A 24,106-nucleotide genomic window follows, 5' to 3' on the forward strand; every position below is an offset into this window, starting at 1 on the left:
AGGGGTTAATAACATGATGAAAAAGATTTGGATTACACTATTTTCGCTAACTTTACTTTTAGTGTCCGCATGCTCGAACCAAAGCACCACAACTGAGAAAAATACAGAAGCTCCAGCTGCAAAAAAAGAAGTGGAACTATTAAACGTATCATACGATCCAACTAGAGAATTTTATGAGGAATTCAACAAAAGCTTTGCTGCTTATTGGGAAAAAGAAAAAGGGCAAAAAGTAACCATCAATCAATCTCATGGTGGTTCCGGTAAGCAGTCACGATCTGTTATTGACGGTTTAGAGGCTGATATTGTTACCCTGGCATTGGCTTATGATATCGATGTGATCGCAGAAGCAGGAAAGCTTCCAGTGAATTGGCAGGAACGACTAGATCATAACAGTTCTCCTTACACTTCTACGATTGTGTTTCTTGTTAGAAAAGGCAACCCAAAAGGCATTAAAGACTGGGATGATCTCGTGAAAAATGACGTATCCGTGATTACTCCAAATCCTAAAACGTCTGGCGGAGCGAGATGGAATTACCTGGCTGCCTGGGGATATGCACTAGAGCAAAATAACGGAGACGAAGCAAAAGCAAAAGAATTTGTTACCAAACTCTTTAAAAATGTTCCAGTTTTAGATTCTGGAGCACGCGGCTCTACCACCACCTTTGTTGAAAGAGGTATTGGTGATGTACTGATTGCGTGGGAAAACGAGGCATTTTTAGCCCTAAATGAGTTAGGCAAGGATGAATTCGAAATTGTCGTTCCATCTGTGAGTATTTTAGCAGAGCCACCCGTTACTGTTGTCGACGAAACAGCGAAGAAACATGGAACAGTAGAAGTTGCGAAAGCCTATTTAGACTATCTGTATACAGAGGAAGGGCAAGAAATTGCAGCTAAAAATTATTATCGTCCGCGTTCAGAAGAAGTAGCTAAAAAGTACGAAGCCCAATTCCCTGAAATAAACTTATTTACGATTGACGAAGTTTTTGGCGGTTGGAAAAATGCCCAAAAAATCCATTTTGATGATGGCGGAGTCTTTGACGAGATCTACAAACCGTAAGAATAAAGGAGAGTTTTAAGTGGCTAATAAGAGAAAGCGACATCGAGTTTTACCGGGATTTGGTCTTTCCATGGGATACACACTCATTTATCTAAGCTTAGTTGTGTTGATTCCAATTGCATTTCTATTTTTAAAAGCATCGACGATCAGCCTGGCAGAATTTTGGGAGACCGTTACGGATGACAGAGTGGTCGCTTCCTATAAATTGACGATTTATACATCGTTTATTGCAGCGTTGATTAATGCGGTATTCGGGACACTGATTGCCTGGGTATTGGTAAGGTACGATTTTTATGGGAAACGAATCATTGATGCCCTGGTAGATTTACCGTTTGCTCTTCCAACGGCGGTAGCAGGGATTGCACTTACCACCATTTATGCTCCTAATGGCTGGATAGGGCAATACTTTGAAGCCATGGGGATAAAGGTAGCTTATACGCCGCTCGGTATTATGGTTGCCTTAACTTTTATCGGACTTCCCTTTGTCGTACGGTCGGTGCAGCCAGTACTGCAGGATTTAGATCGTCAGTATGAGGAGGCAGCCTCTACACTTGGTGCCAGTTCGACTCAGATTTTCGTGAAAATTATCTTACCGGCGATTTTCCCCGCTATCCTAACAGGATTCTCCCTTGCCTTTGCAAGGGCTTTGGGGGAATATGGCTCTGTTGTATTCATATCCGGCAACATGCCGATGAAAACGGAAATTGTCCCTTTGCTAATCATAACGAAATTAGAGCAATTCAATTATGCCGGTGCTGCCGCGATCGCCGTGGTCATGCTTGTATTTTCATTCGTTCTATTGTTCTTAATCAATTTTTGGCAGTGGAGAACAACGAAAAAATATCAAATGAACTAGAGGAGATAGGGGAATATGATTGTTCAAGAGCTTCGAGAAAAAAATATAAAAGCCAATTCCGAGCCAGGTCTCCTAAAAAAATGGGCGTTAATCACGATTGCCTTGGGATTTCTAGGAATCTTCATTCTCGTGCCTTTAATCGCTGTTTTCTCTGAGGGACTAAATAAGGGAATTGAGCTGTACTTCGCATCATTGACAGAACATGACGCCTTATCAGCGATTAAATTAACGTTACTTACAGCTGCGATAACGATACCCGTTAACACGATTTTCGGCGTGCTCGCTGCTTGGGCGATAACAAAGTTTAATTTTAAAGGTAAAAATATTTTAATTACGTTAATTGACATCCCGTTTGCGGTTTCACCGGTCATTGCAGGCCTTGTTTTTGTTCTATTGTTTGGTTCACAGGGAGTATTGGGTCCGTTTTTAGAGGCAAATGATATCAAAATTATCTTTGCAGTTCCAGGAATCATTTTAGCGACTATATTTGTTACTTTTCCATTTGTGGTCAGAGAACTTATCCCAATCATGCAAGAACAAGGAACAGAGGAAGAACAAGCAGCCATCACACTTGGTGCAAGCGGCTGGCAAATGTTCTTTAGAGTAACATTGCCCAATATTAAGTGGGGTCTTCTTTACGGGATTATTCTTTGTAACGCTCGAGCCATGGGTGAATTTGGAGCGGTATCCGTTGTTTCCGGCCATATTAGAGGTTTAACCAATACGATTCCGCTTCATGTTGAAATTTTGTATAACGAATACAATTTCACGGCGGCTTTTGCGGCAGCTTCCTTACTCGCGCTTCTAGCCATACTGACGTTAATTTTAAAAAGCATCGTAGAGTGGAAAACGAAAAAACACTAAAAGAGTTCACGTGTCATTAAAATGGAGGATGTAGATATGGGGATTACAATCAAGGACGTATCAAAGGCGTTTGGAACATTTCCCGCGGTCAAAAATGTCGATCTTGAAATTCCAACAGGAGATTTTGTTGCTTTATTAGGACCATCGGGTTCCGGTAAAACCACTCTGCTTAGGCTCATCGCCGGTTTAGAGGGGTTAGATACTGGAGAAATTTTTTTCAATGATAGGGACTACACCTATAAAACCATTAAGGAACGGAATGTAGGATTTGTTTTTCAAAATTATGCGTTATTTAAGCATATGACGATATTTGATAATATCGCTTTTGGATTGAAGGTAAGACCAAGAAAAACTCGTCCCTCTAAAAATGAAGTTGCTGAAAAGGTAAATGAATTGTTGAAGCTCGTTCAATTAGAGCATCTCGCCAATCGCTACCCCTCGCAGCTTTCAGGGGGACAAAGGCAGCGGATTGCATTGGCAAGGGCGCTTGCTGTAGAACCGGAAGTCCTGCTGCTTGACGAACCATTTGGAGCACTCGATGCAAAGGTTCGTCAGGAACTGCGCCACTGGTTAAGGGAAATTCATCAAAAGCTAAACATTACCACCATTTTTGTCACCCATGACCAAGAAGAGGCATTAGAAATGGCTGATACCGTAGTCGTCATGAATCAAGGAAAAATCGAACAAATTGGCTCCCCGGAGGAAGTGTATCAAAAACCAGCAAACGCTTTTGTTTATAGTTTCTTAGGAAGAGTCAACGAGTTTCAGGATGCTGATGCATCGGGGGCAATCAGTTATATTCGGCCCCACGAAATTGTGCTGCGTAAATTTTCCCAAGGAAACAGCATTTTGTCCGAGGTTTCACATATTCATATTATCGGTTCTACTGTACGGATTGAATTAAGACGGCAGGATACGGGTGCTCTTTTTGAAGCAGAGATGAGTATTGATCAGTATCACAATTTGGGTCCTGTAAAAAAAGGGGATATTCTTTTTGCAGAATTTAAAAATATTGTCGTATTTGATTCTAGTTCAGAAAATAAAATAACACATGAAGCAAAAATTGGTATTAGAAACACTTTAAAAAGCAAATTAATATAGAAGGAAAAGGTGCCAGGAAATCCTGGCACTTATTTTTATTGGTGAATCGTTATGATTGAAATATACATATATTAAGCATACATTAGAAATAAGGAAGCTTTGCAAAATAACTATCGGAAGGGCGGATAAGATGAAATATAATTTTGATGAGATCGTTAATCGGAGGGGTACTTATTCTGTAAAGTGGGACGGAGGCCAACTCATAAAAAATATGGGTCTAACAGAAAGATATGATGAAGATACCATCCCGTTATTTACAGCTGACATGGATTTACCAGTTCCCCAACCGTTAATTGACGCCTTACATAAGACCGTTGATCATCGAATTTTCGGATATTCTGTATTTCCTGATGAGTATTTCGAGGCGGTACAGCATTGGTTTAAAAAGAGACATGATTGGGAGTTCAAGAAGGAAGAAATCGTCTACAGTCCAGGTACAGTCCACGCCTTGAATGTTGCGGTAAGGGCACTTACAAAACCAGGTGATGGAGTTATTATTCAACGGCCGGTTTATCCTCCTTTTACATCTTCAATCGAGGGAAATGGCCGAACGGTAGTAAATAATCCGCTCAAGAGTGATGAGGAAGGCTATTATTCGATTGATTTTGAAGATTTTGAAGCGAAGGCCAAAGATGAAAACACGAAAATGTTTATTTTATGTAATCCTCATAATCCAACTGGAAGAGTGTTTAGTAACGATGAGCTAAGAAAATTAGCAGATATTTGTACAAAAAATGATGTGCTGATTATTGCGGATGAAATTCATGGCGATATCGTCCGACGTAATCAAACCTTTATTCCGATTGCCAAAGCAGCACCTGAGCATGCTGACAAGATTATCACATTTACTGCGATTAACAAGACCTTCAATGTAGCAGGACTTCATTGTACCAATGTCATTATCACGAATCCTGAGCTCAAGAATACTTTCTATGGCGTCATGGGCATGCATCTGCCATCACCCTTTACCGTCTCAGCCCTTATGGCCGTTTACCATGAGGGAGAGGATTGGTTAGAACAGCTGAAAGAATACATCGACGGAACCATGGAATGGGCGGTAGGATTTTTAGCGGAGAACATGCCAAAAGTGAAGGTAAGAATAGCAGAGGGAACCTACATTATGTGGATGGACTTTAGCGTCTACGGCATATCCCCAGATGAAGTTCATGATCGAATCTACAACAAAGCCAATGTCCTATTGGAAGATGGAAAAATGTTCGGAGAAGAAGGCTTACACTATCAAAGAATCTGTATTCCATCACCAAGACCGATGATAAAAGAAGCCTTTGAGAGAATCGCAAGGGAGTTTGCCGACTTAAAATAGGTATTTGGTGATTTAGTTGCGGATGGCTGGAATTAGTTGCGGAAGGCAGGATTTAGTTGCGGAAGGCTGGAATTAGTTGCGGATGGCTGAAATTAGTTGCGGATAGCAGGAATTAGTTGCGGAAGGCTGAAATTAGTTGCGGAAGGCAGGAATTAGTTGCGGAAGGCAGGATTTAGTTGCGGAAGGCAGGAATTAGTTGCGGAAGGCTGAAATTAGTTGCAGATAGCAGGAATTAGTTGCGGAAGGCTGAAATTAGTTGCGGATAGCAGGAATTAGTTGCGGATAGCCGAAAAAACTTGCGGATAACGGAGAACACTGGCGGATGGCAGAAAACACTGGCGGATGGCAAGAAATACTGGCGGATGGCAAGAAATACTGGCGGATGGCAGAAAATACTGGCGCATAACCAGAAACACTGTCGCATAGCCAAAAACACTGGCATATAGCAAAATGCTAGCAAGGTGATATCACGCATTACACAAGTTGATATCCCTAAAAAAGCACTAAGTTTCATAGGAGTGGTGATATGGAGAGCAGTATGCTTCAAACCTGCACGAACCTGATACAGAGCGCGAAGAACATCGTCGTCCTAACGGGTGCAGGCATAAGTACCGAATCAGGCATCAAAGATTTTCGTTCACAAACAGGGATTTATCAGATGGCCCCGGAATATATTCTCTCACTCGATAATTTTTATCATGACCCAGCGGGGTTTTATCAATTTGCTTTTGAAAATCTTTACCACCCAGAAGCGCGCCCGAATCAAGGACACGAAATCCTGGCTCAATGGGAAAACGATGGGAAGGTTAGCCATATTATCACGCAAAATATTGATGGCCTCCATCAAAAAGCAGGTTCTGAACAGGTAATTGAATTTCATGGGACGATGAAAACCGCTTCCTGTCAAAACTGCCGAAAAACCTATAGCACCGAAGAAATGATCAACAGACTAAACACGATGGAAGAATTTTATGTTTGTGACCACTGTAGTACGCCTGCCAAAAAGAACAGGTATATCAAACCCGATGTCGTCTTATTTGGAGATACCGGTGAATGGTTTACGATGGAGGGCTTCAACGAAATTATTAACATCATCCATCTAGCGGACTGCCTATTAGTATTGGGAACAAGTTTAAAGGTAACCCCATTCTCGACGTTCCCACAATATAGAAGAGAAGGCACCCCTATGATTATTGTGAATAAAGGCGATACCCCATTTGACAAGAGCAAGGATTCATATGTAATCCATGACTCCATCGGAGAAACATTAGCTATAATCAATAATCATATGAATCCACCTATTTCCTAGAGGTGGATTTTTTCATATAAAAACAATTTTGATTCTTTATGATACTTTTTAAATTTTCTAAATAGATTGACAATTAATAGAAGGGAAAATAAAATTAAAGGGTAGGTTTTTTTACAATAAGCAGAAACACTGTTTGTTATTACGCAACAAATGGAGGTGAAGTGATTGATTAGGGACGAAAGTCTAACTGAATTAAAAGCGTATTTTAAAGACATACAGATAAGTGACGAAGTCCAGCAACATCCACTTGGGAATACAGGCAGAGTAACGTTTTTTCCAAAAACAGAACAAGAAATTTCAGCAGTTTTAGAGTATGCCAATACCAATGACCACTCTGTTTTCATCATGGGAGGGGGGACAAAAAGAGGATATGGCGGGATGCTTGAAAAAGCAGACATTCTCTTATCGTTAGCTCAATATACTGGAATCGTTGAGCATAATCCTGGCGATATGACATTGACGGTAAAGGCCGGCACCTCCTTCCAAGAAATTCAAAACTATTTAGCACCATACAAGCAAAAAATTCCACTTGATCCTTTCAGTCCAAAACATGCGACGATTGGAGGAATCGTCTCAGCTAACGATAGCGGCCCGAAAAGGCTGGGATATGGGTCTGCCAGAGACAATGTGATTGGCCTCCGGATGGTGTACCCTGACGGAACTCTGATTCGTTCAGGTGGAAAAGTAGTAAAAAATGTTGCTGGATATGATATGAATAAGTTATTTATTGGAGCAATGGGCACCCTCGGTGTAGTATCACAAGTGACCGTAAAGCTGCGCCCGATAGCTAAATATGAATCTATTCTTTTTGTATCCTTCTCTGAAAGAAATGTTGAAGAGATTCGAGCATTTGCTGCAACGGTGCTTGATTCTATGATTGAACCCATCAGCCTCGAGTTACTTAACCCCTCCTTAGCTGGGAAATTGACAAACATGAATCAATACACATTGCTGATTTCGTTTGAAGATGTAAAGAGTTCAGTAGAGTATCAAGAAATTGTTATCAGAAATATGGTCCCTGATAAAACCACCCTAAGATCCCTATCACAAAATGAAGCAACATCCTTCTGGGATAATTTTTACCACCACCAGCCTAACGGCTTAACAAACGTAACTACAACAGAGGCAGTCCTAAAAATTGGCGTTGTCAACTTGGATTCTATCAAGATTTTACAAGAGGCAGAGCTAATCGCTGATGCTTGCCATGTTTCCATCGAAGCACATGGCGGTTTAGGGTCGGGCATATGTCACCTGACCATTCGTGGTGCAAACGAGGATATATTATCTGCGATTCAACACATAAGAAAAAGTGCAGTGAAGCATGGAGGATATGCTATTGTAAAGCACCTTCCATTTTCCCTCCGTAAAAAAATCAATGTCTGGGGAGGAAAAACGGTGACGCACTTTCTTTTTGAGGGAATCAAACAAAAAATCGATACCAACATAATCTTGAACAAGAATCGTTATGTCGGGGGGATTTAACGTGAGTGTGAAGGAAAGTGATTTAAACCAAGAAACGCCTTGTTCATCCCCTCTAGGAAATTATCTATGGCGAGATCCGCCGCAGGAAAAAAAGTGGGCGGATTGTGTACATTGTGGGATGTGCTTGGAATCTTGTCCTACATATGAACAAACCGGAGAAGAGCAGCACTCACCCCGAGGGCGTGTTTATCTCATAAAAGCAGTAGCAGAAGGTAAGCTGAGTGTGGATGAACATTTTGCGAATCCCGTTTTTTCCTGTCTCGATTGTCGTGCCTGTACGACTGCCTGCCCTGTTGATGTGGACGTTGGCGGGCTGATTGAGGAAGCAAGAGGACAGATCCGGCAAGCGGTGCCGCTCAGAGGCTGGAAGGGAGCGGTTAACAAATTCTTTCTTCATGGTGTGTTCCCGCATCATAATCGCTTACGTTCTCTCGCCGGTTTGTTACGGTTTTACCAGCGGAGCGGATTGCAAAAGGCGGTCCGGAAAACAAAGTTAATCAATATCATGCCACAGCATTTAATCGAACTAGAATCGATTATGCCGGAAGTCAAAGTGGCTGTCCGCAAAACTCTGATAAAAGCCAAAGATGAAAGCAAGCATGAAGTTGCTCTATTGACCGGCTGTGTGATGGATGTATTTTTTAGTGATATCAATCAATCCACCATCAATGTTCTCACAAGGAATGGAAATGACGTGAGTATCCCGACAAATCAAACCTGCTGCGGGGCACTGCATGTTCATGCCGGTGACCGCGAAATGGGCAGGAAGCTTGCAAAGCAGAATATTGAAGCTTTTGAAAATGCAGAAAAGGTCATCGTCAATGCTGCTGGGTGCGGTTGCATGATGAAGGAATACACAGAATTATTCCGTGATGAACCAGAATGGAAAAAACGAGCAGAAGAATTCGAGAAAAAGGTAGTGGATATCTCCAAATACTTGCACGACACCGGCTATGAAAAACCAAAAGCAGCCATTCATACTCGAATCACCTATCATGATGCCTGTCACCTAGCACATGGGCAGGGTGTGAGGCAGGAACCTCGTGACATACTGCTGGATATTCCGGGAGTAGAAATGGTGCACATGCCTAACGCAGACCGGTGCTGTGGGAGCGCGGGAATCTATAATATTACCAATCCTGAAATGGCGGATGCCGTTCTTAAAAGTAAAATGGAAAACGTGCCAGAGGATGTTGAAATGATTTCGATGGGAAATCCGGGCTGCATGATGCAAATGGCATTAGGTGTGCAAAAATACGGCAGAAGCCAGAAGATTGTTCACACCGTTCAGCTTCTTGACTGGGCCTATCAAAAAGAAGAAGGGGATGACCATCATGTCCGTCATAAAGATTGATACAACTGACAAGCATATTATCAATCTCGTAGCAATCGTAGGCGGACCACGTTCCATTTTATATAAAAAAGCAGACCTGCTCGCATATGATTGCGATGGATTTACGATTCATAAGCATCTGCCAAAGGCAGTTGTCTTTCCAAAAAATACCGAGGAAGTATCCAAACTAGTAAAATATTGCTCTGATCATGGTCTCCCATTTCTGGCACGCGGTGCTGGAACAGGTTTGAGCGGCGGGGCCATTCCTGTGAATGGTGAAGTCATCATAAGTATGGTCCGCATGAAAAAACTAATCAGTGTTGACCTTGAAAATCGGAGAGCGGTGGTAGAGCCAGGCTTCGTCAATCTTAAACTAACAAACTCCATTTCTGATAGAGGTTATTACTATGCACCTGATCCTTCGAGCCAATATTGCTGTACGATTGGCGGGAATGTAGCGGAAAATGCAGGCGGTGCACATTGTTTGAAATACGGAGTCACCACGAATCATATTCTTGGTCTAGAAGTCGTGCTTCCCAATGGTGAGATCATTGAGATTGGCAGGAATGGAGTTTTGGATGAACCCGGGTACGACTTACTCGGACTCTTGACTGGTTCTGAAGGAACGTTAGGAATAGTCACGAAAATAACCGTCCGCATTTTAAAAAATCCAGAAGGAAAACAGACAGTCCTCGCTTACTTTGACAAGGTAGAAGATGGAAGTCAGGCGGTTTCAGATATTATCTCTGCAGGCATTGTTCCTGCAGCACTGGAAATGATGGACAAAACTGCGATTGAAGCGGTGGAGGCGGCTGCATTTCCTGTTGGTCATCCAAAGGATATTGAGGCAGTTTTACTAATAGAAGTTGATGGTATTGCCGCAGGCATAGAGGAACAAATCAACCAGATTTTGGAGGTTTGTAAAAAAAGTAATGTTCGAGAGGTCCGTGCAGCCAAGGATGAGACAGAAAGAGGCAGGTGGTGGGCTAATCGTAAAACAGGATTTGGAGCGATGGGTGCTATTTCACCTGATTATTTAGTACAGGACGGGGTTATTCCGAGAAGCAAGCTTCCTGAGGTCCTGAAGAAAATTGCGCAGATTAGTGAAGAATCTGGTTTGCGGATAGCCAATATTTTTCATGCAGGTGATGGAAATCTCCATCCACTTGTTCTATTTGATGCCCGTAAACCGGGTGAAATCGAAAAAGCATTAGAAGCTGGAAGTCTTTGTTTGAAGGCTTGTGCAGATGTTGGCGGAACGATAACGGGTGAGCATGGGGTAGGAATCGAAAAGCGGGAGGAAATGCGTTTTGTTTTTAAAGAGGAAGAAATACTCGCACAAACCAATATTCGTGAAGTATTTAATCCACATAATCTCTTAAATGCTGGGAAACTCTTCCCGACACCAGGGCGCTGCGTGGAAATAAAGAAAGAAATCAAAGCGAAGTAGAAATGCTAGGAGGAATGTTTGAATGAGTAATTATGTGAATGTAGGAGATTTACAGGTTGCAAGTGAATTATATGAATTTATTAATTCTGAAGCGTTGCCAGAAAGCCAAGTGGCCCAGGATACGTTTTGGGCAGGCTTTGAAAAGATCATCAAGGATTTGACTCCGAGAAATAAGGAATTGCTTGTTAAAAGGGATCAACTGCAAACAAAAATTAATAGATGGCACCGGGAAAATAAAGATTTCCATTTTGATCGTTATAAAGCCTTTTTAGAAGAAATCGGCTATCTCCTCCCAGAACCTGAGGATTTCAGTATTTCTACTGAAGGCGCAGATGATGAAATTGCTTTAAAAGCAGGTCCTCAATTAGTTGTTCCAGTTGATAATGCCCGCTATGCCATTAATGCTGCAAATGCACGGTGGGGAAGCTTATACGATGCTTTATACGGTACAGATGTGATTAGTGATGAAGGAGGCGCACAAAACCAAGGTGGATATAATCCTGTTCGCGGTGAAAAAGTCATCACATTTGCTAGGAATTTTCTTGATGAAACAATCCCTCTACAGGTTGGAACACATAAAGAGTCAGTAAGCTATACCATTGACCAAGGAAGTTTGACGATTACCTTACGTAATGGAGATATTACCCGTTTAAAAAATGAAGAAAAATTCGTTGGCTATCAAGGCCAGCCAGATCAGCCTTCCGCTTTGCTGTTGAAAAATAATGATAACTATTTTGAAATTCAAATCGACCGAGGCCATCCAATCGGAAAAACGGATGCTGCAGGTGTAAAAGATATTCTCCTAGAATCGGCTCTTACTTCGATTATGGACTGTGAAGATTCTGTGGCAGCAGTTGATGCACAGGATAAGGTTCTCGTATATCGGAATTGGCTAGGCTTAAATAGAGGCAGCCTACGTGCAACTTTTACAAAAGGAAATAAAACCTTAACCCGGACACTCAATCCGGACCGCCAATATGTGTCGCCTAGTGGCAGTGAAATTACCTTGCCAGGGCGTGCTTTAATGCTGGTTCGAAATGTCGGCCATCTGATGACCAACAATGCCATTCTAGATGATGACGGCAATGAAGTACAAGAGGGTATTATTGACGCTGTTGTTACCTCTCTGTGTGCAAAGCATTCTATAATTGGAAACACTTCTTTCAAAAACTCAGAAAAAGGCTCTGTCTATATTGTAAAGCCAAAAATGCATGGTCCAGAAGAAGCCGCATTTGCAAATGAGCTTTTTAATAGGACAGAGGATTTACTCGGTTTAGCTAGAAATACGCTGAAAATTGGGGTAATGGATGAGGAACGCCGCACATCGTTAAATCTTAAAGCATGTATCAAGGAAGTACAGGAGCGTGTTGTCTTTATTAACACAGGATTCCTTGACAGGACGGGTGATGAAATGCACACGTCGATGGAGGCAGGTGCGATGATCCGAAAGAATGAGATGAAATCCACGCTTTGGCTGCAAAGCTATGAAAAATCAAATGTGAACAATGGTCTTTCAACCGGTTTCCAAGGACGTGCTCAAATTGGTAAAGGTATGTGGGCAATGCCTGATTTAATGAAGAGCATGCTCGAACAAAAAATAGGACATTTAATGGCTGGAGGAAATACAGCATGGGTTCCATCGCCAAAAGCCGCAACGCTTCATGCTCTGCATTACCATCAAGTAAATGTAAAGGATGTCCAAAATAATCTTCTCGGCAGTATTTCTGATCTACGGGATGATATTTTACAAATTCCTGTTTCTGACCATACGAACTGGAGTCCAGAGGAAGTCCAAGCAGAACTTGATAATAATGCTCAAGGAATACTCGGCTATGTCGTTAGGTGGGTTGAGCAGGGAATTGGCTGTTCAAAGGTACCTGATATTAATAATATTGCACTCATGGAAGATCGAGCCACCCTTCGTATTTCCAGCCAGCACGTTGCGAACTGGCTGCACCACGGAATATGTACAAAGGAACAAGTGGTTAAAACACTGGAAAAAATGGCTAAAGTGGTAGATGAACAAAATGCCGGCGATCCTGCATACAGACCGATGACCAATAACCTTGAGCAATCTGTTGCCTTCCAGGCAGCGTGTGATTTAGTATTTAAGGGCTATGACCAGCCAAGTGGATATACGGAACCTATCTTGCATAGCCGCCGTCTAGAAGCGAAGGCAAAATACTCAGTTCGATCCTAAACATAGATGTATTCAGGACATTTATTTATTGGCTGTGTTAAAGGATACTGTTGATTTAAGAACCTGTTGATTGGAGCGGAAGGCGCTTGACTCCAGCGGGATGAACGAGTTGAGTGAGACCCCGCAGGTCGGAACGACCGAGGAGAAGGAAAAGCGGAAGCGCCTTGTCCAGACCCGACAAGCGCTGGAGGGCCTGGCGTTGAAGTCGCTCTTTGACTTCATCGTCAGGACCGAAGCGACTCGAGGGTCTAGGCGCTGTAGCTAGACAGGCTCACGGGCGAGCCCGCGGAAAGCATAGCGCCTAGAGCGCAAATCAACAGCCCGGTTTAACACAGCCTTATTTAAATGTCCTGACAAAGAGGTGGGAAGTTTGCAAAGAGATAATATGGTAAAGTCCGTAAGCAGGGCGCTGGATATTATCGCGCTAGTGGGGATGAAAAAGGGCGGTCTCGGTGTTACGGAGATTGCCAATCAAATTGATATCAATAAAAGCTCGGTTTTTAGAACATTATCCACCCTTGTTCAATATGGCTATATCGAACAGGATACGGAAACAGGGAAATACAAGCTTGGCTATAAGTTCCTGGATATTAGCTCAAAGTTGTTAGAATCGATTGATCTAAGAACCGAAGCAAAGCCATTTCTCCAAGAGCTTGAAAATAAGACGAATGAAGTGATTCATCTTGTTGTCTATGACCAGGGTGAAGTCGTTTATATTGAAAAATTAGAAGGAAATGAAACCTTACGAACCCATTCAAAGGTTGGAAAAAGAGCCCCGATGCATTGTACATCTGTTGGCAAGGCGATCCTTTCTCATTTGCCTGAAAGTGATGTTCTCGCCATCCTTGACCGAAAAGGGATGCCATATCATACGGACCATACCATTACTACGGCGGAGGAATTCCTGCGGGAACTTAACCTGATAAGACAAAGAGGTTACGCATTAGACTTAGAAGAAAATGAGTATGGGATTACCTGTATCGCTTCACCTGTTTTTGATCATTTAGGAAATGTCGTTGCGGCTGTCAGTATATCTGGTCCAACCACACGCATGACCACTGAGCGGTTGAACCAACTCGGACCGATTATGATCCAAACAGGCCAGCAAATATCAGCAAGACTCGGGCATGTTAAATAAAGGCTGATTCTAAAGATTGTTGTTAAAATCCTAAAGCCGATTTTAACGTGAAACTAAGAAAAGAGCCTAAAATAAAATAAGCCGCAAAACTTGAAATAGTTTTGCGGCTTTTCTTTTACATTTTTACAATAAAGCGTCCTCTTGCCTGCCCTTGTAAAATGATAGGGAGAGTGGCTGGAAGCTCATCTAAACTTAGTTCTTTGGAAATGGATTCTAGCACTTCTGGTTTGAAGTCACTGGCCATTCGCTCCCAAAGTGGTTTACGTACTTCCATTGGACAGTACACAGAATCAATCCCAAGAAGATTGATACCACGAAGGATAAACGGAAACACAGTAGTAGGGACGTTGCCGCCACCTGTTAATCCACTGACCGCCACTGAACCATTGTAGTGAATTTTACTCAAAACAGCCGCAAGTGATTCTCCGCCGACCGGGTCAACGGCACCAGCCCAAAGCTGTTTATCTAACGTTTTGACCTTTCCGGTATAAACTTCTTCCCGGGAAACAACCTCTTTAGCACCGAGTTTATGTAAATAATCATGTTCGCTTGCTTTTCCGGTGCTGGCGGAAACATCGTACCCTCGTTTTGCCAAGATGGCAACGGCGATACTTCCTACTCCTCCAGTTGCACCTGTAACTAGTACTTTCCCTTTTTCAGGAGAGAGCCCATTTTCTTCAAGTCTTTGTACGGAGAGGGCAGCCGTTAACCCAGCGGTTCCATAGATCATAGATTCTTTTAAAGAAAGGCCCGCAGGTAATGGTACAATCCAATCAGCAGGAATCCGCGCATATTCACTATAACCGCCATAATGGGAAACCCCAATTTCATAGCTGGTAGCAATGACTTGATCTCCCTCTGAGTAGCGAGGGTCTTCTGAAGAAACCACCACGCCTGCTAAGTCAATCCCTGGTACAAATGGGTAGGACCTGACAATTTTCCCTTCAGGATTACTGGCTAAGCCGTCCTTATAATTAATACTAGAATAAGCAACTTTAATTAACACTTCACCCGCAGGTAAATCATGTAAAGAAATATGTTTAATCCCAGCCGAAAAATCACTTTCTGTCTTATCAACGACTAAAGCTTTGAAATCCTCTTTCAAAATGATAACCGCCTCTCCAATGTAAAATTTTCCATTCTCATCATACTACATTATTATAAATGCATAGAACTCTGAAGTGGAGTGATGCTCATGTTTGCTGCAGGAAAAAAGGAAATGCAGATAATGGATCAGTACACCATTGAAAATATTTCTTACCTGGCGTTGTGTTAACATTCTTATTCATGTACTAAATTCAATACTTTGAACTAAAATAGAAAAAGGTAAAAAAATTTAGGAGTTGATTTCATGTATATCGTAAGACCCCCTTGTTAATCTAAAAAGATCATTCGTCCACCTCCTTAATCTTTCTTTTTAAAAAAGAGAAAAGAAGGAGGAAGCAATTGGATGACGGGAAAAAACGTAAATAAGCTTTACCTAATTATTTTTTTTCATAACCTTATCCCAGCTTACGTAATCGAAAGATTATTTTGGGAGCAGCGGGGTATGACCGTATTGATGGTTGTTCTTTGCGAAATCATCTATGCAACCAGTGTTGTCATATTTGAAATACCAACAGGCGTTTTTGCCGACAAATTTGGCAGGAAAACACTACTCGTTTTTGGGGCAGTTTTATCGGTGTTTGAATTTATTATTTTGCTGTTTGCCAATCATTTTTGGACATTTGCTTTGGTTGTCTTTTTAGCAGGCATTTCGAGCGCCTGTACAAGTGGTGCCTGGAATGCACTTCTGTATGACTCACTGTTAACAGTCAAAAAACAATCGTCCTTTGAAAAAATTGTTGGCAGAATGAATTCACTTGATTTTATCGCTTCCTTACTTGCAGCCCTATCAGGAAGTATTCTGGCAAAGTATTTTGGATTTGAATTCAACTATATGGTTTCAGCGGCAAGTATGTTCCTTGCATTCGTACTTACCATCCTGCTAAAGGAACCATTAAGGAATAGTAATCACGTAACGAAGGAGAAAAATAAGCCGTCTTTTATGGTTTACGTTCGAAAATCTGTCTCTTTCTATAAAACCAATCCAAGGGTAATTTCCATCATTACGCAAGCGATGGGTATCGCAGCCTGCATGACCTATTTAGATGAGTTTTGGCAGCTATATTTAGATGAGATTGGCTATTCCGTACTATTTTTCGGACTATTTTCAGCCTGTATTTCGCTGGCAAGAATTCCAGGGAATTTACTAGCGGCTTATTTGCTTACCTATTACAAGGCACAATCAATCATTCATTTTATACTAGGAATCACCACTATTGGCTTTTTCCTGACAGCTATTTTTCCAGGTACTATCGGCTTAATCATGATCATTCTCATATTTTTAGCCAGCGGGGTGATAGATCCAGTTGTAACTGGTTATCTCCATCATCATGGGGTTTCGGAAATAAGAGCGACCATTGAGTCGATTCATTCTTTGATTGAGAGCATTATAACCTTTACAGTTGGTATCGGCTTTGGTATCATTTCATCAAGTTTCTCTATTCTCTCAGGGTTCATATTTTTAGGAGCAATAGCGTGTCTATTTTTCTTTTACTTTTTGAAAAAGGCTTTGTAAAGAACTAGAAGCCATCCTTCGGGGTGGTTTTATTTTTAAACAAAATTTACCTAGTTGAAACCTATTAACCTATTTAACCGTCTTTTATTTTGAAGCATCTTAGAAATTTGATTAGGAGTGATTGATTTGAAGCATGTTTTTAAGTTGACAGCATTTGCTGTTATTCTGACATTACTAGTGTCTTTAAGTAGTACAAGCAAGGTGTTTGCTGATACTAATAGTAATACTGAAGAGAGTATCAATGAAAAGTTTGGGCTGCCGATCGTCGTTTATGGGGAAGCATTATCACAAGCTCAAAAGGATGAAGTGAGAGAGCTATTAAAGGTTAACGATACGAGCAAGGTCAAAGAAATTACGGTAACAGGAGAAGATCTGGTTAAATATATTAAAGGAGATGCACACTCAAATATGTATTCCTCCGCTAAAATCACGCGGAAGGATGCTGGGGAAGGACTTGTTATTAACCAGGTAACTCCTGAAAATATTACAGAGGTTACCGATGAAATGTACGCCAACGCCCTGCTGACAGCTGGAATTCAAGACGCAGTGGTAGATGTTGCTTCTCCAGTAAAAGTCAGTGGACACTCTGCATTAGTTGGGATTTATAAGGCTTATGATGAAGGTGAAGGCGCAACGCTGGATTTGGAGCGTACAGAAGTTGCCAATGAGGAATTAAACCTGGCTACTGATTTAGCAAAAAAAGAAGGACTAAATCAGGATAAGGTAAGTGAGTTGTTAACAGAAATCAAAAAGGAAATTGCTGAACAAAACCCTGCAACCAAAGAAGAAGTTGCAGCAATTATTGATGAAAAATTAAAAACGCTCGAAATCAGCTTAAGCCCTGAAGACCGCCAGCTGTTACTAGACCTGTTTGAAAAAATGAGAGACTTAAATATTAATTTCGACAATGTTAAATCACAACTTGAAAATCTTACCCAGGATATCCAGCAGCGGATAGAAGAAGCTGTAGGAGACAAGAATTTTCTGCAGCAAGTAGCCGATTTCTTTAATCAATTAATAGAAAATATTAAAAGTATATTCTCATAGTATTTAGGCTCAGTGATGAAACTGAGCCTATCGTTCGTTTGTAACAAAATTTTAATGATAAAATGTAGTAGAGTTACCACAGGACTATATAAAAATCCCCATTTTTTTGTTAAAATAGAATTTAAGAAAAAAGGATTCGACAAAATTCATAAAAATATACTTAAGTTAGATTATATTAGCGTAATAAATCTGCTAAAAGCTATGGAACTTAAAATAAACAATCGAACTTTTTGAATTTTGAATAATGACGCAATGATTTTGCAGGAGCAGGAGGAATTAAACTATGTGGGATTTTGAAATGGACATAGATCAAGTAGCTAGAATAAAAGTAATCGGTGTTGGCGGCGGCGGTAATAACGCTGTAAACCGTATGATTGAAGACGGTGTTCAAGGTGTTGAATTTATTGCGGTTAATACTGATGCTCAAGCTCTTAAACTATCAAAAGCAGAAATTAAAATGCAAATCGGTGCAACATTAACAAGAGGTTTAGGTGCTGGTGCCAATCCAGAGGTTGGCAGAAATGCAGTAGAGGAAAGCAGAAAACAGATCCAAGAAGTTCTAAAGGGAGCAGATATGGTCTTTGTTACCGCTGGTATGGGCGGAGGAACCGGGACTGGAGCTGCACCAGCGATTGCCCAAATCTCCCGTGAGCTTGGTGCTTTAACCATTGGTGTTGTGACACGTCCATTTGGATTTGAAGGCCGTAAACGTGCAGCGAATGCAGCAGCTGGGATTGATTTAATGCGTGAAGCAGTAGATACATTGATTATTGTACCAAACGATCGTCTATTGCAAATCGTAGATAAAAAGACTCCTATGATTCAAGCTTTCCGTGAGGCAGATAACGTGCTCAGACAAGGTGTACAAGGGATATCCGATTTAATTGCGGTGCCTGGATTAATTAACCTCGATTTCGCAGACGTGAAAACGATTATGTCTAATCAAGGAACTGCTTTAATGGGTATAGGTATGGCGAAAGGTAAGGACAGGGCTGTGGAAGCCGCGAAGAAAGCTATTTCAAGTCCGTTGTTAGAAACGTCGATTGATGGCGCTCAGGGTGTCCTTATGAACATCACTGGCGGCAGCAATTTAAGTCTATATGAAGTTCAAGAGGCGGCTGATATTGTATCATCTGCAGCGGACAAGGAATTAAACATGATTTTTGGTTCCATTATCAATGAAGACTTAAAAGATGAAATCATGATAACAGTGATTGCAACAGGTTTTTCAGAATCAGAATTATCTTCTAAAAAGAACACCGTTAGTCCTTCACGGGATATTACCTCAAGACCACAATCTCAAGGTATTTCACGACGTGAACCAAATGTTCAAGAAGATGCTGCTCCTAGTCATGACAGACAAAGACCACATTCAGAAGATACGCTCGATATTCCTACATTCCTGCGTAATCGTAATCGAAGATAATGCTGCTTGCCTGGGCTGCTGAGAACTATCTCAGCAGTCTCTTTTTGGGTCAAAACCACAAATGATTCAATTTCGACAAATTTTTAAAAACTTTGAGGAGAAATGAAAATATTTATGCTAAAATAATATTGAAATAACAACAGCAAGGAGAAATCGCTATGTTGAAAGATATTTTTATGGGCTTATCTCAAAATCAATTTTTAAATAATGCAGCTAAAAAGTATGGCTTAAAAATGGGTGCACAAAGTGTGGTTGCGGGTACCAATATCGATGAAGTAATCAAAAGTATTAAAGAACTCAACGCACATGGAATTTCTTGTACCGTTGATAATTTAGGTGAATTCGTCTTTAAAGAAGAAGAGGCGGCAGAAGCAAAGGAACAAATTCTTAATGTCATTGAAGCGATTCATGAACATAAAGTGGATGCTCATATCTCCTTAAAGCCTACGCAATTAGGTTTGGATATCGAATACAGCTTCTGCTTAAGCAACTTAAGAGAAATCGTTGACCGAGCAAACAACTACGGTATTTTTGTAAACGTTGACATGGAAGACACCGGTCACCTGCAGCCAACTTTTGATCTTTTGGATGATTTGTCTCAGGAATATGACAACGTTGGAACCGTTATTCAGGCTTATTTACTTCGTGCTGATGCATACCTCGAAAAATATAAAAACTACCGTATGCGAATTGTAAAAGGTGCTTATAAGGAGCCTGCTGAATACGCTTACCAAAATAAAAAAGATATCGATGCTAATTTTACTAAACTGATCGAATGGCATTTATTAAACGGAAAATTTACATCGATTGCCACACATGATCACAATGTCATTAACCATGTGAAGGAATTTGTTAAAAAGAACAACATTCCGAAGGACCAGTTTGAGTTTCAAATGCTCTATGGTTTTAGAAAAGACATGCAGCTGCAGCTGGCTAAAGAAGGCTATAACTTCTGTACGTATGTACCTTTTGGAAATGACTGGTATGGCTATTTCATGAGACGTCTGGCAGAAAGACCTCAGAACTTAAATCTTGTAGCCAAGCAAGTATTTAACAAAAAAACAAACACCATTATTGGTGTTGCTGCAGGAGCGTTTTTATTGGGTAGAATGACGAAGAATGCTAAAAAGAAACGCAGATAATGATTTCATAACCCCCTTTCTAATGAGAGGGGTTTCTTTTTGCATTCGTATGAGTCTAAAGAACTATTCTGGCCGAAATTGACAAGTTTGCACCTTATGATTAATAAGTATTGATTGATGGACGGCATTTTATAAAAAGGGGGAAATTTTATGAAAAAGAAGAGGTTTCATCTTTCAATGGTGATTCTCTTAACACTCTCTATGATTCTAGCAGCTTGCGGAAACAAAGAGGAAAGTGGGGAAAAGCCTGCAAATGAAGAAGCAGAAAAGCCGCAATTTATTAGTATTTTAACAGGGGGGACTGGTGGAACTTATTATCCATTAGGAGGCTCCTTTGCGGAAATTATTAAAGATGAAACAGGTATCGATGCGAATGCTGAAACTAGTGGTGCTTCTGCGGAAAACATGACCACCCTTAAGAATGGCGATGCCGAAATTGCCTTTTCCCAAACGGATATCGCTTCGTATGCTGCTGAAGGAAAATTAATGTTCGAAAACAACAAGGTTGATAATGTAAAGGCGATTGCCACTTTATATCCGGAAACGATTCAAATCGTTACCACAAAAGAATCCGGGATTATATCAGTAGAAGATCTAAAAGGTAAAAAGGTATCAGTTGGCGCACCTGGATCGGGAACCGTTGCAAACGCCGAGCAAATTCTTGAAGTCCACGGTATGACATTTGATGATATTAATAAACAAGATTTATCGTTTGATGAATCTACACAAGGGATTCAAGATGGTACGATTGACGCGGCTTTTGTCACAGCAGGGACACCGACTGGTGCGGTTGAAAGTCTTGGTGCAACTGAGGATGTTGTTATTGTGCCAATTGAACAAGATAAAATCGATGCGATTATCGAAAAATATCCATTCTATGTAAAAGACGAGGTACCTGCTGGAACATATGGATTGGAGTCTTCGGTAACAACCGTAGCCGTTCAAGCAATGCTGGTAGCAAGCAGCGATCTAGCGGATGATGTGGTTTATGACATAACAAAAGCCATTTTTGAAAATCTCGATAAAGTGACACATGCCAAAGGGAAATTAATCAAGGTCGAGAACGCATTAAAAGGCGTTGGGATTGAAGTTCATTCTGGTGCACAAAAATACTTTGATGAAAAAGGCGTAAAAGCACAGTAAAAGATTTCGTTTGTGAATCAATTGGCCGGCCGAAATAAGAGCCGGCCTCGTTTTTCCATGAGAAAGGGGAGGGGGAAATGCGTAAATTTCAACCCATCCACTATCTATTAATCATTTTTATCATCCTTATCTTTTTTGCATTCATACCCTTCCAGAAAGCTATTATCTTTCAGCCAAACCACAGCAATGCGGAATTTGCTTACATTCCTGTAAAAAACGGAACTCATTTTGGAATTAAATACACCCATTCCATTCATTTATCAGATGTGATTGAAAGCTATAAAATTACGCGCGATCAGAGCATTCAACAATATGAGCTTATGTATGAGGATTTTGCCATCGGAATGCCCTCCAATGCTGAAAACGGAGAAACATTCGAGCAAATAAATGGTGCCTATTACATCAAAAACATGAAACGGAATTTTCCTTACTTTCACTTACGAATCGGACAGGTTCGTGCCAATCATACAGTAATTTTTAAAAATAAGGAATATCCTTTATCTCGTTCCATAAGTCCTGGCACGTCTGTTAAAGTGGAAATCCGTAACTTGAACTTTTTTAAGCAATGGGAAGGAGTGAATATCCTTGAGTCACTATGAAGAAACACTGTCAGAGGAAAAGCAGCAAGAGCTTTTAGAGAAATATGACCCCGAAGCTGGTACCCGAAAACTAAAAGGACTGCCTCTTTGGATTGCATTCGCAGGCTTATTGGCCTTTTCGCTCTTTCATTTATATACTGGAATATTTGGTATGTTAACCGCACAGCTCCAGCGTTCTGTGCATCTAGGTTTTGCACTTGCACTAATTTTCTTACTATTTCCTGCTCGAAAGAAAAATCGGGGAAAAGAGTTTAAAGTTGCTTGGTATGATATCATCCTCGCCATCGTTTCGGTCATCGTTGGGGCTTATTGGCCGGTCATGATTGATGAGCTGGTCTTACGGACAGGAAATATCACCGGGATGGACTTTTTTGTGGGTCTCGCAGCTATTTTACTCGTGTTAGAGGCAACGCGGAGGACAGTTGGTCTGCCAATTACCATTATCGCAATTGTTTTTATGGTATACGCGGTTTTTGGACCGTATATGCCGGGTGCCATTGCACACAGAGGGTTAGAATTGGATCGGTTAGTCCAGACGATGTTCTTTACAACGGAAGGAATTCTTGGTACACCGATTGGCGTATCTTCGACCTTTATCTTTCTCTTCTTATTATTTGGTTCTTTTTTAATCAAAACAGGGGTTGGCGAGTATTTTAACGATCTTTCAATTGCGATTGCCGGAAGAAGTGTGGGAGGACCAGCAAAGGTTGCGGTTTTTTCGAGCGCTTTACAGGGAACCATCAGCGGCAGTTCTGTTGCTAACGTCGTAACATCAGGAGCCTTTACCATTCCGATGATGAAAAATCTGGGTTATAAAAAGGAGTTTGCAGGTGCAGTTGAGGCATCGTCCTCCACAGGCGGTCAGTTAATGCCGCCGATAATGGGAGCTGCAGCGTTCTTAATGGTCGAATTTATCGGGGGTATCTCCTACTGGGAAATAGCTAAGGCTGCGGCAATACCGGCAGTTCTTTATTTCACTGGTATTTGGATTATGACTCATTTCGAGGCAAAGCGGATTGGTCTTCGCGGGTTAACGAAGGAAGAAATGCCGAGCAAAAGAGAGGTTCTTGGTAAACTCTACTTATTAATTCCGATTATAGCTATTGTTCTATTGTTAATGACCGGAATGAGTGTTATTCGCGCAGCATTATGGTCGATTGTTATTACCGTGGTTGTAAGTGCCATTAAAAAAGAAACGAGGATTGGATTTAAAGGAATCATTGAAGCGTTAGTAGATGGAGCACGGTCCGCCTTAGGTGTTGCTGCAGCGACTGCAGCTGCAGGGATTATCGTCGGTGTAGTAACAAAAACAGGACTAGGTTTAAAAATGGCAAACGGGCTTCTCGATATTGCAGGAGGGGCATTGCTTCCGACTTTGTTTTTGACAATGATTGCTTCCTTGATACTGGGGATGGGTTCGCCAACGACTGCTAATTATGTTATTACCTCAACCATTGCAGCCCCAGCCATTATATTGTTAGGAGTCCCTGATTTATCAGCTCATTTATTTGTGTTTTATTTTGGAATTGTCGCGGATATTACTCCTCCAGTCGCTCTGGCTGCATTTGCCGCAGCAGCAATATCCGGGGGAGAGCCTTTTCGAACGGGCGTGGAATCAACAAAGCTGGCGATATCTGCGTTTATCATCCCGTATATGTTTGTTTTGTCACCGGAATTACTGATGATTGATACCACGTGGACCTATCTCATTTGGGTTGTATTTACAGCTTTTATTGGCATGATAGCTATTAGTGCTGGAGTTATTGGTTTTTGGATGCGCAAATTGAATTGGTTGGAGCGTATCGCTTCCCTTGGAGCAGGATTATGTTTAGTCTACCCTGAAAATATCTCAGACATCGTCGGTTTAGTATTGTTTGCCATCTTACTTGCCTTGCAATATTTTTATAAACGGGATCACCTTCCTAAAGTGCAAAATTGAATAATGGTAAAACTCGGTACTTAGAGCTATTTCGGGTACCGAGTTTTTTTGATTTCATTCCACTATTCGAGTCTAT

At 41.2% G+C, this 24,106-nt stretch carries 19 protein-coding genes; 18 read left to right on the forward strand and 1 reads right to left on the reverse strand.

Going from position 1 to position 24,106, the window contains the following annotated elements; genetic code table 11:
• Positions 1-13: 13 nt before the first annotated feature.
• From ACIQAA_RS23525 to ACIQAA_RS23575, 11 genes are all read left to right on the forward strand, one after another.
• The gene (locus tag ACIQAA_RS23525; RefSeq protein ID WP_402624398.1) at positions 14-1,057 is read left to right on the forward strand and encodes a sulfate ABC transporter substrate-binding protein; all 1,044 of its coding nucleotides are present in this window, start codon (positions 14-16) and stop codon (positions 1,055-1,057) included.
• A gap of 19 nt (positions 1,058-1,076) precedes the next feature.
• Positions 1,077-1,913 (forward strand): sulfate ABC transporter permease subunit CysT, encoded by an 837-nt coding sequence (gene cysT / locus ACIQAA_RS23530; protein WP_402624400.1) that lies wholly within the window; start codon positions 1,077-1,079, stop codon positions 1,911-1,913.
• 45 nt (positions 1,914-1,958) lie between these two features.
• Positions 1,959-2,777 carry a sulfate ABC transporter permease subunit CysW gene (gene cysW, locus ACIQAA_RS23535; RefSeq protein WP_402624498.1) on the forward strand — a complete coding sequence of 273 codons (819 nt, stop codon included), beginning with the start codon at positions 1,959-1,961 and terminating at the stop codon, positions 2,775-2,777.
• 36 nt (positions 2,778-2,813) lie between these two features.
• Positions 2,814-3,878 (forward strand): sulfate/molybdate ABC transporter ATP-binding protein, encoded by a 1,065-nt coding sequence (locus ACIQAA_RS23540; RefSeq protein ID WP_402624403.1) that lies wholly within the window; start codon positions 2,814-2,816, stop codon positions 3,876-3,878.
• A 130-nt stretch (positions 3,879-4,008) separates the two neighbouring features.
• Positions 4,009-5,202, forward strand: a complete 1,194-nt coding sequence (locus ACIQAA_RS23545) for a MalY/PatB family protein (protein ID WP_402624406.1) — start codon at positions 4,009-4,011, stop codon at positions 5,200-5,202.
• 526 nt (positions 5,203-5,728) lie between these two features.
• Positions 5,729-6,511 carry an NAD-dependent protein deacylase gene (locus ACIQAA_RS23550; RefSeq protein ID WP_402624409.1) on the forward strand — a complete coding sequence of 261 codons (783 nt, stop codon included), beginning with the start codon at positions 5,729-5,731 and terminating at the stop codon, positions 6,509-6,511.
• A 165-nt stretch (positions 6,512-6,676) separates the two neighbouring features.
• The gene (locus ACIQAA_RS23555; RefSeq protein ID WP_402624412.1) at positions 6,677-7,993 is read left to right on the forward strand and encodes an FAD-binding oxidoreductase; all 1,317 of its coding nucleotides are present in this window, start codon (positions 6,677-6,679) and stop codon (positions 7,991-7,993) included.
• A 1-nt stretch (position 7,994) separates the two neighbouring features.
• Positions 7,995-9,347 (forward strand): (Fe-S)-binding protein, encoded by a 1,353-nt coding sequence (locus ACIQAA_RS23560; RefSeq protein WP_402624415.1) that lies wholly within the window; start codon positions 7,995-7,997, stop codon positions 9,345-9,347.
• A complete protein-coding gene (locus ACIQAA_RS23565; RefSeq protein WP_402624417.1) occupies positions 9,328-10,776 on the forward strand; it encodes an FAD-linked oxidase C-terminal domain-containing protein in 1,449 nt (482 codons plus the stop codon). Before ACIQAA_RS23560 ends, ACIQAA_RS23565 begins: the two co-directional genes overlap by 20 nt.
• Before the next feature lie 22 nt (positions 10,777-10,798).
• The gene (locus tag ACIQAA_RS23570) at positions 10,799-12,976 is read left to right on the forward strand and encodes a malate synthase G (protein WP_402624419.1); all 2,178 of its coding nucleotides are present in this window, start codon (positions 10,799-10,801) and stop codon (positions 12,974-12,976) included.
• A 370-nt stretch (positions 12,977-13,346) separates the two neighbouring features.
• On the forward strand, positions 13,347-14,114 hold the full coding sequence (locus ACIQAA_RS23575) for an IclR family transcriptional regulator (protein ID WP_402624422.1): 768 nt from the start codon (positions 13,347-13,349) through the stop codon (positions 14,112-14,114).
• Positions 14,115-14,229: 115 nt separating this feature from the next.
• Here the strand turns inward: ACIQAA_RS23575 and ACIQAA_RS23580 are convergent, their stop codons facing one another.
• Positions 14,230-15,219, reverse strand: coding sequence for an NADPH:quinone oxidoreductase family protein (locus tag ACIQAA_RS23580; RefSeq protein ID WP_402624425.1), 990 nt, complete (start codon positions 15,217-15,219; stop codon positions 14,230-14,232).
• 345 nt (positions 15,220-15,564) lie between these two features.
• On the opposite strand from ACIQAA_RS23580, the gene ACIQAA_RS23585 reads away from it, so the two are divergent.
• The 7 genes from ACIQAA_RS23585 to ACIQAA_RS23615 all read left to right on the forward strand — a co-directional run bounded on the left by ACIQAA_RS23585 (position 15,565) and on the right by ACIQAA_RS23615 (position 24,030).
• Entirely contained in the window at positions 15,565-16,734 is a 1,170-nt protein-coding gene (locus tag ACIQAA_RS23585; RefSeq protein WP_402624428.1) for an MFS transporter, read from the forward strand.
• Between the two features lie 126 nt (positions 16,735-16,860).
• Complete coding sequence (locus ACIQAA_RS23590) at positions 16,861-17,781, forward strand: DUF1002 domain-containing protein (RefSeq protein WP_402624431.1); 921 nt, start codon at positions 16,861-16,863, stop codon at positions 17,779-17,781.
• A 283-nt stretch (positions 17,782-18,064) separates the two neighbouring features.
• Positions 18,065-19,207, forward strand: coding sequence for a cell division protein FtsZ (ftsZ, locus tag ACIQAA_RS23595; RefSeq protein ID WP_402624434.1), 1,143 nt, complete (start codon positions 18,065-18,067; stop codon positions 19,205-19,207).
• Positions 19,208-19,365: 158 nt separating this feature from the next.
• Entirely contained in the window at positions 19,366-20,349 is a 984-nt protein-coding gene (locus ACIQAA_RS23600) for a proline dehydrogenase family protein (RefSeq protein ID WP_402624436.1), read from the forward strand.
• Between the two features lie 150 nt (positions 20,350-20,499).
• Complete coding sequence (locus ACIQAA_RS23605; protein ID WP_402624438.1) at positions 20,500-21,492, forward strand: TAXI family TRAP transporter solute-binding subunit; 993 nt, start codon at positions 20,500-20,502, stop codon at positions 21,490-21,492.
• Positions 21,493-21,569: 77 nt separating this feature from the next.
• Entirely contained in the window at positions 21,570-22,091 is a 522-nt protein-coding gene (locus tag ACIQAA_RS23610; RefSeq protein ID WP_402624441.1) for a DUF1850 domain-containing protein, read from the forward strand.
• Positions 22,078-24,030, forward strand: coding sequence for a TRAP transporter permease (locus ACIQAA_RS23615; RefSeq protein WP_402624443.1), 1,953 nt, complete (start codon positions 22,078-22,080; stop codon positions 24,028-24,030). The genes ACIQAA_RS23610 and ACIQAA_RS23615 overlap by 14 nt, the downstream gene beginning before the upstream one ends.
• Positions 24,031-24,106 lie beyond the last annotated feature (76 nt).

The organism is Neobacillus sp. NPDC093182, from assembly GCF_044754045.1.

Excerpts from the sequence above, each read along its gene's own strand:
- ACIQAA_RS23605 (WP_402624438.1), top strand. The coding sequence starts at position 20,500 with ATGAAAAAGAAGAGGTTTCATCTTTCAATGGTGATTCTCTTAACACTC.
- ACIQAA_RS23525 (WP_402624398.1), top strand. The coding sequence starts at position 14 with ATGATGAAAAAGATTTGGATTACACTATTTTCGCTAACTTTACTTTTA.
- ACIQAA_RS23585 (WP_402624428.1), top strand. The coding sequence starts at position 15,565 with ATGACGGGAAAAAACGTAAATAAGCTTTACCTAATTATTTTTTTTCAT.
- ftsZ (WP_402624434.1), top strand. The coding sequence starts at position 18,065 with ATGTGGGATTTTGAAATGGACATAGATCAAGTAGCTAGAATAAAAGTA.
- ACIQAA_RS23565 (WP_402624417.1), top strand. The coding sequence starts at position 9,328 with ATGTCCGTCATAAAGATTGATACAACTGACAAGCATATTATCAATCTC.
- ACIQAA_RS23540 (WP_402624403.1), top strand. The coding sequence starts at position 2,814 with ATGGGGATTACAATCAAGGACGTATCAAAGGCGTTTGGAACATTTCCC.
- ACIQAA_RS23550 (WP_402624409.1), top strand. The coding sequence starts at position 5,729 with ATGGAGAGCAGTATGCTTCAAACCTGCACGAACCTGATACAGAGCGCG.
- ACIQAA_RS23600 (WP_402624436.1), top strand. The coding sequence starts at position 19,366 with ATGTTGAAAGATATTTTTATGGGCTTATCTCAAAATCAATTTTTAAAT.
- ACIQAA_RS23545 (WP_402624406.1), top strand. The coding sequence starts at position 4,009 with ATGAAATATAATTTTGATGAGATCGTTAATCGGAGGGGTACTTATTCT.
- ACIQAA_RS23610 (WP_402624441.1), top strand. The coding sequence starts at position 21,570 with ATGCGTAAATTTCAACCCATCCACTATCTATTAATCATTTTTATCATC.
- ACIQAA_RS23570 (WP_402624419.1), top strand. The coding sequence starts at position 10,799 with ATGAGTAATTATGTGAATGTAGGAGATTTACAGGTTGCAAGTGAATTA.